Here is a 13,242-nt window from a genome sequence, read left to right on the forward strand (position 1 = left end):
TTGCTGAATGACCCTTCTGAGTTGCTTGCCATCCTCCTCCTCCCTTTCCGCTACGCTCCAAGGACGGAGGAGGATGGTTGCACTTCTATCTTGAATCTATAAACTTGTTCAACTCTCAATATTGTTTAAAGATAACGCAAAAAAAGCTCCTTAATATATAAAATCGAAAAAATATTCCTCATTGAAATATAGCAAAAACAATAATAATCAAAATAAAAAAAGCAAATCACCAACATTAAATTCAACCATCAGGCAAGCAAATAAACTTCCTCGACAAATATTTTTTCTATTAAAAAAATAAATTATGATAATATTAGTTACTTTTGCATTAAAATCATTGATTGATGAAACATTTGCGTTTTGGACTCATGCTCAACGGCAATATTGTTGAGAAATGGCAGTACAATGTTGTCAAAACATTGATTGACAACAACATAGAGCTTGCTTTAGTAGTCAAAAACGGCAATAAACAAGAAGAGAAGACTCCCATTACAGAAAAGATACGCAAATATCCATATAAAAGGCTGTTTTTCCGTTTATGGAACAGATATATTTTCAATCCGAGCAGCAAAACAGCTACAGACATCAGCGATATAATAAAAGATAAAGACTGTATAGTCTGCAAGACGCGTAAAAAAGGAGTTTCAACAATTTTCAACGACGGTGACATAGAAATCATAAGTTCGTATCATTTGGATTTTCTTTTACGTTTCGGATTCAACATCATAAGAGGAGATATTTTAAAGACAGCACATTACGGCATCTGGTCCTTTCATCATGATGACGAGAGAATAATACGTGGCGGGCCTCCCGGTTTTTGGGAGTTCATAAAAAAAATGCCGTCAAATGGAGTGATATTGCAGCGTCTTACCGATGAATTAGACAAAGGTTACATAATAAAAAGAGTACAGTTCAACACCCTGACACACAGTTACAAGGCACATTTAGACCAGATATATTATGGTGCATCCGTCCTGCCGTTGTTGGCATGCAAAGACCTCGTCAACAACTCGGAACTTAAGGAAGAATGCTCCAAATCCAAGGCTCCCATATTGCATCCGCCGCGTAACTATTTGATGCTGTATTATTTCTGGCTTTCTATTTGGAGAAGGATTACTTATAATGTAAATGAACTGATGAGACAGGAAGACTGGAATGTAGGTTACTGCATGACATCGCCACAAAAGTTCATAGACTGCAAAGACAAAGAAAGTCTTAACATACAATGGTTTAAGAAAAAACAAAAATACGAATACTTTGCCGACCCCTTTATCATCAAAACCGATAAAGACACTTATATTTTCTTTGAATGGTATTCATATAAAAACGGCAAAGGAGATATAGCAGTGACGTTGCAGTCAGAACGATTCCAAACTTATCATCGAATAACCGATTTCCATGAACATCGCTCCTATCCATATATATTTGAATATGAAGGAATAATATATTGCCTGCCAGAGGCTTATCAGACAGGAAAACTGACATTGTACAGATTTAACGAAGAGAAACTAACACTTGAAGAAGACAGCACTTTGATTGAAGGACAAAATATCGTTGATGCCACGTTATTTTATGACAACAAAAAATGGTATCTTTTTACTGTGCCGCAAGAATATTCACATACACATCTGATGATATATCATGCTGACAATCTCAGAGGGCCATACAAAGAAGCGGGAAACAATCCTGTCAAAATAGACTGCCACAGTGCAAGACCGGCAGGTAAGATATTAAGATACAACAACATCAACATCAGACCGTCGCAGAATTGCACAAAGCATTACGGACAATCCATAATACTAAACGAAATAATTGAATTGTCTGTTAATAAATATTCAGAAAAAGAAACAAAGACGATCAGTCCGATAATGGGAAGCGAGTATAATCAAGGAATGCATACCATCAACGGCAATGAAGAGATATGCGTCTTTGACGGCAAACGTTTCGTATTTACATGGCAAGGCTTTAAAAACCAACTATCTCAAAAAATCACAAAAAGAAGAAAAAGAAAATATTGATAATCATTCAACGGAAGCAATATGTTAGAAAAGATATTCGGGACATTCAGTACGAGGGTTTTAAATGCATTATGCGGATTCATCACATTATGGATTGGCACGAGGTATCTTGGTTCGACAGCATGGGGTATAGGTGGTACAGTGTTAGTCGATGTCACATTATTATTAATAGGTGTTGAACTGATGGCCGGCAGCGGGTTAATTTATTTTACTCCACGTAAATCGTTCCGCATCATCATGAAAACATCATTTCTTTGGATATTTATAGTAATATCCGTATATTCAATATTGTTTTACATTTTATCCTTCACACCCGCCTTGAATGTCTTTGTACCTGAAGGATATGAAGTAATTTTGTTGATATTGGTTTTCGTGTATAGTTTTCACAACTTCAATCTCAACATATTAATCGGCAAAGAAAGAGTCAACACCCAGAATATCATATTCATAATACAATTCATGACGCAGATGTTGTCTATGATAGGATATATTTTCATCTTAGACATAAGAGATGCAAGAGCCTTTGTGTATTCACTGTTGACAGGATATATCACCGGCTGTATATGCGGCTTTTTCACCATCATAAAATACATAAACGACGACCGTCATGAATCATTGAAAGCCTGTATGAAAGAGATGTTGCATTTTGGAACCATCATCCAATTGTCATCTTTATTGAGTCTGCTCAACAAGAGACTGAGTTTTTATTTCATCAAGTCATTTTCCAATATCAGCGACGTTGGCATTTACAATTCCGGTACACAGGTATCAGAATGCACAAAACTCATAGGACACAGCATCGCACTCGTTCAGTTTTCCAAGATAAGCAATCTCAAAGACGAAAAGAAGGCTGCACAACTGACTATATTATTTTTAAAAATAGCAGTTGCAGCAACATTGTTTTTCAATATAATACTATGTATCATACCGACTGAAGTATATTCATGGATATTCACAGATGCATTTTCCGGAATACGCATAGTGATAATCACCACATCGCTCGGCATGGCATTTATGGCAGCCAACATGGTCTTCAGCCATTATTTCTCAGGTATCAACAAACCCAAACACAATCTTATGGCATCCGCTGTCGGTTTGGTGGTCACCATACCGTCAGTAAGCACATTAGTACCATTGTACGGCATAGCCGGAGCCGGAATATCATTCACATTGACAAGTTTGGCTACAATAATTTATCAATGGATTGTTTTCAAAAAACTTTCATCAGCAAAAAGCAGAGAGCTTTTACCTACGGCTGAAGATATATCACTGATAAAAAAAGAGATAATGTCATTCATGACAAAAAACGGTTTAAGAAAAGAAAAAAACGAGGTGCAGTAATGACAAAATGCCGAATATTCAAATGTCATGCATTTCACATATTACGACACCTCGCAACGTCATCTGTAATTATGCTCGATTAAAGCATCATATCTGACAAGTTCCTCAAGCATGATGACAGTTTTTGTCTGTTGAGTAGTAGGCATGGCATCGAGGAGCTCACCATTTTTAAAGGTAGCCACAAAGGGAATGAAATCTATTTTCACCTTACCTTTTGCCCGCGGACAATGGTCAATATTGACCTCCAAGAATTTAACTTTTTTAAAACGTTTATCCTCCGACAATCTTTTAAATATTGGAGCATAAAGACGACAAGCACCACACCAGTCGGCGTAGTATTTCACAATAACATCGTCGTGTGTTTTAAGAGCCTTGTTGAACTCAGAATCATTAACATTTGATACAGCCATAATATTTTTTTCTAAAAACAATGCAAATGTCAGTAAAGTTTCCAAAGCAATTCATAATATTATTTTAATTAACTACTTTTATACTAAATTATAATAAATTAAAATATTAAATTACATTATTTTAACTGTAATTTATCAAAGACATAATAAAAAACAAATAATCTAAATTTTCTATTCAAACATTTAAAACATTCTTTATATTTAATTTATAAAAACAATTCATCCATTACAAATATAATTATAACATCCTGTATATAATGTCCATTTATTTTTAAAAGAAAAAACACAGTTCTTGCACAACAATAAAAAGGAAATTTATTATTTTTGCGAAAATAATTACACGATGGCAGAAATATTTGAGGGAGACAACAGCTACAATGACGATGAATTGGATTTCCCCATTGTCCAGGAGTCTGACACATACGATGAAAGCAGTATCTTACATTTGGAATGGGCGGAGCATATCAGGACGAGACCCGGAATGTATATTGGCAAGATGGGCGACGGCTCTGCTCATGACGACGGCATATACATACTTTTAAAAGAAATAATAGACAACGCCATTGACGAGTATGTCATGGGCTACGGCAAAGTCATTGAAGTAACCATTGCAGACGAGACTGTTACAGTGAGAGATTACGGACGTGGCATACCGTTGGGAAAACTCAAGGTATGTATGAGTCAGATGAACACCGGTGCCAAATACAATACTTCTGTTTTCAAGAAGTCGGTAGGTCTTAACGGCGTAGGCGCCAAAGCCACCAATGCCATGTCATCTTATTTCAAGGCTCAGGCTTATCGCGACGGAGTTACCAAAATAATAGAGTTTTCCAAAGGAGAACTAACATACGAGTCAGAAGAATTTGCGACTGAAGAACGCAACGGCACTGCCATCACTTTCAAGCCGGACAGTACTTTGTTCGGCAATTACCATTTTCTGATGGAATATGTCGATGACCTCATTTGGAATTATGTATTCCTGAACAGCGGGTTGACAATAAATTTCAACGGTCATAAATATCAAGCCAAGAACGGTCTTCTCGACCTTTTGGAAAGACGTATCGGCAAGTTGGAGACCTGTGTTTATCCTATTATTCATATCAAGGAAGGGGATTTTGAATGTGCCTTTACACATTCCAACATCACTTCTAACGAAGAATATTTCTCTTTTGCCAACGGACAATACAATCCGCTCGGCGGTACTCATCTCAATGTTTTCCGGGAAGCTATAGCCAAAACCATCAGAGAGTTCTATAATAAAGACTATGAAACAAGCGACATACGCAGTTCTTTTATTGCCGCTATAAGCATCAAAGTCATGAATCCTGAATATGAAGGACAGACAAAAACAAAGTTCAGTTCCACTGTGATGGATAAAGATGGAAATGTGACAATAAGAGCATACGTAACTGACATAATAAAACGTCATTTCGACAAGTTCCTGCATATCAACAGCGATGTCGCTGAAGCGCTCATGCGTAAAATAATACAGAACGAGAAAGAACGCAAAGGCATGGCCAACATCAAGAAACTTGCCAAGGAGAGCGCCAAGAAAGTCAGTCTCAACAATAAGAAACTAAGAGAATGCAGGGTGCATTACAATACCAATCATGAGAAGAGACTTGAGTCCACACTGTTCATCACCGAAGGTGACTCAGCATCAGGAAGCATCACCAAGAGCCGCAACGCCAATACACAGGCTGTTTTCAGCCTGAAAGGCAAGCCGTTGAACTGTTTCGGTCTGTCAAAAAAAATAGTTTATGAAAATGAAGAGTTCAATCTGTTGCAGGCTGCACTCAATATTGACGAGTCCATAGAAAATCTGAGATACAATAATATTGTCATAGCCACTGATGCTGATGTGGACGGCATGCACATACGCCTGCTGATGCTGACATTTTTCCTGCAGTTTTATCCCGACGTCATTAGAGGCGGACATCTGTATATCCTACAGACTCCTCTTTTCAGAGTTCGCAACAAAAAACAGACCATATACTGTTATACCGATGAAGAACGCATCAACGCCATAAAATCATTGGGCAAAAATCCTGAGATAACGAGATTCAAAGGTTTAGGAGAGATATCGCCAGACGAGTTCAGTTATTTCATAGGTCCCAACATGAGATTGGAGCCCATTATTTTACGCAACGACCTCACCATACCGGAAATGTTATTATATTATATGGGCAAGAATACCGAAGACCGTCAAGAGTTCATCATTGAAAATCTTAGAGTTGAAGACGATACTAATATAGACAAAATCTATTGACGCCCGGCTATTTCAAGAAAGGCATCGCCTAAACATTCTGATATGTCGGAAGACAACATTCCGTACATTCCATGACGAGAAGCCGCCACGTCGCCGGCAAGGCCATGGACATAGACACCCAACACAGCGGCCTCTTCCGGACTGTAGTGCTGAGCGAGCAACGACAATATTATACCTGTCAACACATCTCCGCTTCCGGCTTTTGCCATACCGGGATTGCCTGTGGAATTGAAGAAACATTTCCCATTAGGCATCATAACGGAAGTATATGCACCTTTCAACACGATGATTATATTATATCTCATTGCCATCTTACGTTGTAAATCAAGACGTTGCAAAGAATCCGCACAAGTGCCGAACAGACGTTCAAATTCCTTCGGGTGCGGTGTCAGTATAGTACCTGCCGGCAAAAATTCGAGCCAGGTCTTGTTATCTGACAGTATATTAAGTGCGTCGGCATCAAGAACTATTGGCACATCTGCATCTCTCAAAACAGATTTAATCATAGCGGCAGTATCGCTGTGACGTCCAAGCCCCGGGCCCATGCCTATGGCTGTATAACGTGAAAGATCTCCGACAGCAGTATTATGAGATTGACAGCTATCTATTTCTGACATTGCTTCCGGAAGATACGACATCAGAGGAAGCGCTACTGAAGAAGGAAGATGAACAGTCAACAGTCCTGTTCCGGAGCGCATACATGACTCTGCAGACAGCAGACATGCTCCACTCATACCTTCCGACCCGGCAACAAGCAAGGCATGACCGTATGTCCCCTTGTGTGAGAACTTGGGACGCGAACGTAAAATCGGACGTACCACATCTTCTGTAGTAAAGAAATTATCTGTCTCAACAGCATCAATGAAATCACGATGCAGACCTATATCCAAAACATGCCACTCTCCTACTATGGAATCATTTTCTGCAAAAAGAAAAGACAATTTAGGAAACTGAAAGGTCAGAGTATAGTCAGTCTTAACAGCCGCAGCATCACAAGGCTGAACTCTATCGGCAAACATACCGGAAGGTATATCGACAGCTATTTTAACAGCATCAATATCATTAAGATATTCAGCAAGTTGTGCCATCACACCTTGTAAAGGTTTATTCAATCCTGAACCCAGGACAGCGTCTATGACGACATCAGCGGTGTCGATAACCGGGAAATCCGCCTCAGTAAAAAGCTCAAATATCTTAACACATTCTATATCTTTAATTCTCAAATAGTTAGTCTCACAATCCGGAGAAAACCGCTCTGACAATCTTAACAGATACACTTCAGACGAAATATCTGAATACGACAACAGTCGGGCAAGAGCAAGACCGTCACCTCCATTGTTACCCATACCGCAAAATATCTTAATATTCTTTGCCTTAACGATGTCATGTACCATTAGCCATGACTTTAGAGCATTGGCGGCGCGCTCCATCAAGTCAACAGATGCAACCGGCTCATGCACGACAGTATATCTGTCACATTCCTTTATTGCCGGAATATCGAGTATTTTCATAACAATATTTTATGCAAATATAACCAAATATCTCCTTTTACACTTAAAAAACGACAAAATATTATCAGAAAAAACATTACACCATTTCTAAAAATGTACTAAATAATTTTACTATCCAAAATCATACAACATAAACATTCGAAAGAAAAAACATCAACATTTCATTGAAAAAACAACGAATATCTCTCATTGCACATACATGACTAAATATTTAAAAATCAATCATTTACCCCCCAATGCAGATAATAAAAAACATCCGCATTTTTTATATTTCACATATCCTGAACAAAGATTTTTACTTACCTTTGCATGAAAAACCTGTCATATCATTATATAAATGCACTGTTTAAAAACAATTTCAATAATCAAAAAAGGTATAACAATGGTCAATAATTCTATTCTATGAAAAAAGATACTGACAACATATCTAAAACAGCTGAAAGAAAAAAACGACTGTTACGCAGCATAGAATACAAGAAGCTGAAAAGAATAAGAAAGAAAACCGTGCCCGGTTACAGATTCTGCCAGAACTGCGGCTGTGAATTGAAAGGAATGTATTGCCATCAATGCGGACAATATGCCCTTGATACCGAACAGCCGTTTTGGAAATATATTCTGCAATATTTTGAAAATGTATATCAATTTCAAGAGCAGAAAAAATTATTGAATTTAAAATTTTAAATCTTAAAACATGAAAAGTACATTATTTATAAAATCATTATTGGCAGTTGCATTTTTTATGCTTGGCAATTGCATTGCATATTCCCAAGAACACAATGAAATTGACTCATTGTTGGCGAAAGCATACGAAAGAGACCAAAACATCAGAATAGAACTTATGAATCTAACCAAAAAAGGCAGTATTGAAGGATATACCGACAACATTATTGATTCTCTAATGACAGTTGCGGAGCAAATGAAAGAAATAGATGAAGAAAACATCGAATTAGTCTCCTCATTGCTAACAAACGGATTACCGGAAGGTCTCAACCTTGAATCATACGAGGCTATATGGCTAATAATAGATCACGCCGGCATTAAACAACAGAAACAATATCTGCCGCTTATGAAACGAGCCTCAAAGAAGGGACTGATCTCTGCCAACGGTCTTGCCACACTTACTGACAGAATAATGATGTATGAAGGCAAACCGCAGAAATACGGAACGCAATCATATACAGTAAATGTAGATGGCAAACAGATGATTTATATATGGCCGGTCAGCAATCCTCGCAAGTTGAACCGTCTTCGTAAAGAAATAAACACCTGCAGCATAGAAGAATATGTGCTGTTGTTAAAAGAGTCAAGCGGCATGGAAGTCATTTATGAGCCTAAACTCACTGTCAAGGAAATGAAGAAAAGAGGACTTCTTGATCATTTTGATAATACATCAGAAGAATAAAGACCATAAAAGAGACAAAAAACTCGTCATACTTTTGTTAGGATTTCATATCTTTGCGAATAAATATGTGTCAATATAGATGTACAGAAAAACAAGCGAAACGGCAAAACCTTTTGTGAAATGGGCAGGCGGGAAGACTCAATTGCTAATGGATATTGAACGGACACTGCCGCCAAATCTTTCAGAAAAGAGAAATATTGTTTACGTAGAACCTTTTGTCGGCGGAGGTGCAGTTCTGTTTTGGATTATGCAACAGTTTCCCAATATTGAAAAGGCTGTAATTAATGACATAAATCCTTATTTGATAACGACATATAAAATAATTAAAGAGCAACCGGAAGAATTAATTTCACTTCTAAAAAAATATCATAATGAATATATTCCATTAGAAGAAAAAAACAGAAAGAATTATTATTTAGACAAACGAGACATATATAACTTTTCGGATTTATCTGATGTCGAAACTGCTGCATTGTTCATTTTTTTAAACCGAACTTGTTTCAACGGTTTATATAGAGTCAATTCCAAAGGAATATTCAACGTACCTCATGGCAAATACCTTAATCCAAAGATTTGTGATGAAAACACTATTCGTGCAGACTCCCGCATCTTACAAAAAGTTGAAATATTATGTGGAGATTTTGAAGAAACTTATTGCTATGCCTCTTCAGACAGTTTATTCTATTTTGATCCTCCTTACAAACCATTGAGCAAAACATCTTCCTTTAATTCCTATACCAAAGAAGAATTTAATGATGAAGAACAAGTACGATTACGCAACTTTTGTCATAAAATAACAAAATGTAAAGCCAATTTCATTTTAAGTAATTCAGATGTAAAAGGTAAAAACGAAAACGATAATTTCTTTGACGATATATATAAGGAATATCGTATTAAACGAGTAATGGCAACAAGAATGGTTAACGCGAATCCTGATAAACGAGGCAAATTATCGGAACTTATGATTTCTAATATTACAATAAATCGCAGATAACAAAATATGAAAAGAAATTTCAACGAGTGGCTTGCTCAATTCCGCACAAGTATCGCCGACTATCAATATTACACTGATTTCGAGAAAGTTTTTACAAGTGTTGATGCCATTAAGGTAGAATTGAATATTATGAATTCCCTCATAGGTAGTAAAAACATAGAAACCGATTTTGATAATCTGTTAACCAAATATCCTAACATTTTAAAATGTATTCCTATACTGATTGCAAAACGGGAAATGGAAATCGAGGCCATAGATGAAGACGGAAGTTTTTGTTATAATTTCAAAAAAATGAATTATAGCATTGAACAGTATAAAACATTTATGCGTAAAACAGGTATTTTCGACTTGATGGAAAATCACATTATAAGCAGTTTAGTCGATTATGTTACCGGCATTGAAACAGGACTTGACTCTAACGGAAGAAAAAACAGAGGTGGACATCTGATGGAAAATCTTGTTGAGTCATTCATCCGAAAAGCAGGATTTATAAAAGACAGTACATATTTCAAAGAAATGTATATTCATGAAATAGAAGAAAAATGGGATATTGATTTATCATCCATTTCCAATCAAGGGAAAACGGAAAAACGATTTGACTTTGTAGTAAAAACTCCAACCATGATATATGGAATAGAAACAAACTTCTATGGTAGTAACGGATCCAAGTTGAACGAAACAGCGAGAAGTTATAAAACAATTACATTGGAAACAAAGGAACTTAGCAATTTTACATTTGTTTGGTTTACGGATGGGAAGGGCTGGAATAGCGCTCGTCATAATTTGGAAGAAACTTTTGATGTACTTGAACATATCTATAATATTAATGATATGGAAAATGGAATCATCAATAAAATAATGAAATAAAAACAACAATGCTACCCTATTTCAAATCCTCTGACCGCGCTTTCACTTTGTTACATGGCGATTGTATTGAATTGTTGAAACAATTTAACTTTAAATTTGACATGATATTTGCCGACCCGCCTTATTTTCTAAGCAATGGAGGTATAAGTGTACAAAGCGGAAAAGTGGTTTGCGTTGATAAAGGGGATTGGGATAAAGGAGGGACACCGGAATACATGGATAAATTTAACCGGGCATGGATAAGCGAATGCCGCAAGAAACTGAAAGAAAACGGCACAATATGGATTAGCGGTACATATCACAACATATTTTCCATAGCAAACATTCTCACGGAACTTGGATTTAAAATACTTAATATTGTAACTTGGGTAAAAACAAATCCGCCACCAAACATATCCTGCCGCTATTTTACTTATTCTACCGAGTTCATCATTTGGGCTCGCTATTCTGCCAAAATTCCACATCGCTACAACTATGACATTATGAAAAAAATCAATAACAACAAGCAAATGACAGACGTTTGGCAACTCCCGGCCATTGCCAAATGGGAAAAATCACATGGCAAACATCCTACACAAAAACCATTGACGGTCCTAACACGTATAATATTAGCCTCAACAGACTCCGGAGCTTGGATTCTCGACCCTTTCACAGGCAGTAGCACGACAGGCATTGCAGCAAACCTTTTGGGAAGACGTTTTTTAGGAATCGATAAAGATGATATATTCTTGAATATCAGCCAAAATCGCAAAATGGAAATAGAACAAACATCAATTTTTGCACAGTTTAGAAAAAAAATTAAAGATATTGCACTTTTAGATAATAAAGACTTGTTTTCTGCTAATGAAAATAAAACATTTTATACTGATTTACCATTCTAATCGCTAATATTTTAATATAAATTTTGATAAAAATTAAACGTAAAATAAAAACTTTACATTTTCTATATTTTATATATTGATTTTGACGATTTGAAGTGAAATATACAGACAACAAACCTAAAATTCTTGCCAAATCACTAAAAAATCTTGCATAATTCAAAATATAGCACTATCTTTGCATTAAATTAATGTTTGTGTGTATTGCAACATGCATAAGCATAAAGCTATTGTTGTTCATCACACAGGCATTAAAATAAGTTATTAAATTTTCAATATATGGACGATCCCAACTCGCGAACATATTACAATTATTCTAATCACTCTCTGAAGGAGTATAGTGAGTAGAGTCGTCTATTCTGTGCTTGCTCCTTTGGAATAAAATGAAGAAAGGAGCAATAAAATGAGAAAGTATCTTTTTTGCAAGTCAGGTTTTGTAGAAAAAACATTATGGCAGCCCAACTGCTGGATTTATGTAGAATGCCCCGATAAAACAGATTTCCATTACTTGGAAAATGAATTGAAAGTTCCAAAATCTTTTTTAAACGATATTGCCGATACCGACGAGCGTCCGCGCACTGAAACAGAAGGCAACTGGTTACTTACAATCATTCGCATTCCTATACAGGTAAACAACTCAAAGATCCCATATACTACAGTCCCAATCGGCGTTATTACAAATAACGAACTTGTCATTTCTATTTGCTATCATCACACTGAGATGTTACCCGACTTTATCGAACATACACAACGTAAAAATATTGACATTCACAATAAATACGAGCTTATTCTACGACTCATCTATTCCTCTGCCGTATGGTTTCTTAAGTATTTGAAACAAATAAACAACGAAGTCAACAATGCAGAAAAGGAATTAGAACAAAGTATCCGTAATGAGGACCTGCTCAGAATGATGAATCTGCAAAAAAGCCTGGTCTATTTCAACACTTCTATACGCGGCAACGAGGTATTGATAGGAAAACTCCAGAACATCTTCAGTGAAAAAGATTATCAGAATGAAGAACTTACCGAAGATGTACTAATAGAATTGAAACAGGCTCACAATCAGGTAAACATTTACAGTGACATTCTCACAGGCACCATGGATGCTTTTGCTTCCATAATATCAAACAATGTGAATATCATCATGAAACGTATGACAAGTCTTTCCATAGTACTTATGGTACCTACATTAATTGCCAGTTTTTATGGAATGAATGTAGATATTCATATAGAAGAATTGCCTCATGCATTTTCTCTCATTGTTGGTTTCTCTGTCATATTGTCAGCTATGGCATTTGTCATTTTCAGGAAAATAAAATGGTTCTAAATATACTGTTGTTTCAATAATACAACAAACAGTTTGTCAAACTTTCAAATATTCCACAAATCATAAATCTTGTTATTAATTAATCAAAAACATATAAATTTTATAAGAAAATAATATTCATTCCTTGTATAATGATATGCAACATGAAAATTTATTAACCGGCTTTTCAATATCAACTAAAGAAAAAAGCATAGCCAAACATTAAGTCCGGCTATACAATAC

The 13,242-nt window shown here is 36.2% G+C and carries 11 protein-coding genes; 9 read left to right on the top strand and 2 right to left on the bottom strand.

The genetic code is table 11. The annotated features are described in order from the left end of the window. Positions 1-344 precede the first annotated feature (344 nt). Positions 345-2,018, top strand: coding sequence for a glucosamine inositolphosphorylceramide transferase family protein (locus tag ACZOVS_RS05155; protein ID WP_483996162.1), 1,674 nt, complete (start codon positions 345-347; stop codon positions 2,016-2,018). Between the two features lie 21 nt (positions 2,019-2,039). After that, on the top strand, positions 2,040-3,359 hold the full coding sequence (locus ACZOVS_RS05160; RefSeq protein WP_483996163.1) for a lipopolysaccharide biosynthesis protein: 1,320 nt from the start codon (positions 2,040-2,042) through the stop codon (positions 3,357-3,359). A 59-nt stretch (positions 3,360-3,418) separates the two neighbouring features. Here the strand turns inward: ACZOVS_RS05160 and ACZOVS_RS05165 are convergent, their stop codons facing one another. After that, entirely contained in the window at positions 3,419-3,769 is a 351-nt protein-coding gene (locus ACZOVS_RS05165) for a thioredoxin family protein (RefSeq protein WP_483996164.1), read from the bottom strand. A gap of 343 nt (positions 3,770-4,112) precedes the next feature. On the opposite strand from ACZOVS_RS05165, the gene ACZOVS_RS05170 reads away from it, so the two are divergent. Next, complete coding sequence (locus tag ACZOVS_RS05170; protein WP_483996165.1) at positions 4,113-6,038, top strand: DNA topoisomerase IV subunit B; 1,926 nt, start codon at positions 4,113-4,115, stop codon at positions 6,036-6,038. On the opposite strand, the gene ACZOVS_RS05175 is transcribed toward ACZOVS_RS05170, so the two are convergent. Continuing rightward, positions 6,032-7,549, bottom strand: coding sequence for an NAD(P)H-hydrate dehydratase (locus ACZOVS_RS05175; RefSeq protein WP_483996166.1), 1,518 nt, complete (start codon positions 7,547-7,549; stop codon positions 6,032-6,034). The two genes, ACZOVS_RS05170 and ACZOVS_RS05175, sit on opposite strands and share 7 nt — an antisense overlap. A gap of 402 nt (positions 7,550-7,951) precedes the next feature. On the opposite strand from ACZOVS_RS05175, the gene ACZOVS_RS05180 reads away from it, so the two are divergent. The 6 genes from ACZOVS_RS05180 to ACZOVS_RS05205 all read left to right on the top strand — a co-directional run bounded on the left by ACZOVS_RS05180 (position 7,952) and on the right by ACZOVS_RS05205 (position 13,020). Then, complete coding sequence (locus tag ACZOVS_RS05180; RefSeq protein ID WP_483996167.1) at positions 7,952-8,230, top strand: hypothetical protein; 279 nt, start codon at positions 7,952-7,954, stop codon at positions 8,228-8,230. Between the two features lie 10 nt (positions 8,231-8,240). Then, complete coding sequence (locus ACZOVS_RS05185) at positions 8,241-8,951, top strand: DUF6624 domain-containing protein (protein ID WP_483996168.1); 711 nt, start codon at positions 8,241-8,243, stop codon at positions 8,949-8,951. A 79-nt stretch (positions 8,952-9,030) separates the two neighbouring features. Next, the gene (locus ACZOVS_RS05190) at positions 9,031-9,945 is read left to right on the top strand and encodes a DNA adenine methylase (RefSeq protein ID WP_483996169.1); all 915 of its coding nucleotides are present in this window, start codon (positions 9,031-9,033) and stop codon (positions 9,943-9,945) included. A 6-nt stretch (positions 9,946-9,951) separates the two neighbouring features. Beyond that, on the top strand, positions 9,952-10,812 hold the full coding sequence (locus ACZOVS_RS05195) for a type II restriction endonuclease (RefSeq protein WP_483996170.1): 861 nt from the start codon (positions 9,952-9,954) through the stop codon (positions 10,810-10,812). Positions 10,813-10,820: 8 nt separating this feature from the next. Further along, positions 10,821-11,693, top strand: a complete 873-nt coding sequence (locus ACZOVS_RS05200) for a DNA-methyltransferase (protein WP_483996171.1) — start codon at positions 10,821-10,823, stop codon at positions 11,691-11,693. A gap of 400 nt (positions 11,694-12,093) precedes the next feature. Beyond that, on the top strand, positions 12,094-13,020 hold the full coding sequence (locus tag ACZOVS_RS05205) for a magnesium transporter CorA family protein (RefSeq protein WP_483996172.1): 927 nt from the start codon (positions 12,094-12,096) through the stop codon (positions 13,018-13,020). Positions 13,021-13,242: the final 222 nt, after the last annotated feature.

The organism is Candidatus Limimorpha avicola (genome assembly GCF_056978975.1).

Coding starts and splice junctions, on each gene's coding strand:
- ACZOVS_RS05190 (WP_483996169.1), top strand. CDS start 9,031: ATGTACAGAAAAACAAGCGAAACGGCAAAACCTTTTGTGAAATGGGCA.
- ACZOVS_RS05200 (WP_483996171.1), top strand. CDS start 10,821: ATGCTACCCTATTTCAAATCCTCTGACCGCGCTTTCACTTTGTTACAT.
- ACZOVS_RS05195 (WP_483996170.1), top strand. CDS start 9,952: ATGAAAAGAAATTTCAACGAGTGGCTTGCTCAATTCCGCACAAGTATC.
- ACZOVS_RS05175 (WP_483996166.1), bottom strand. CDS start 7,549: ATGAAAATACTCGATATTCCGGCAATAAAGGAATGTGACAGATATACT.
- ACZOVS_RS05160 (WP_483996163.1), top strand. CDS start 2,040: ATGTTAGAAAAGATATTCGGGACATTCAGTACGAGGGTTTTAAATGCA.
- ACZOVS_RS05185 (WP_483996168.1), top strand. CDS start 8,241: ATGAAAAGTACATTATTTATAAAATCATTATTGGCAGTTGCATTTTTT.
- ACZOVS_RS05170 (WP_483996165.1), top strand. CDS start 4,113: ATGGCAGAAATATTTGAGGGAGACAACAGCTACAATGACGATGAATTG.
- ACZOVS_RS05180 (WP_483996167.1), top strand. CDS start 7,952: ATGAAAAAAGATACTGACAACATATCTAAAACAGCTGAAAGAAAAAAA.
- ACZOVS_RS05165 (WP_483996164.1), bottom strand. CDS start 3,769: ATGGCTGTATCAAATGTTAATGATTCTGAGTTCAACAAGGCTCTTAAA.
- ACZOVS_RS05155 (WP_483996162.1), top strand. CDS start 345: ATGAAACATTTGCGTTTTGGACTCATGCTCAACGGCAATATTGTTGAG.
- ACZOVS_RS05205 (WP_483996172.1), top strand. CDS start 12,094: ATGAGAAAGTATCTTTTTTGCAAGTCAGGTTTTGTAGAAAAAACATTA.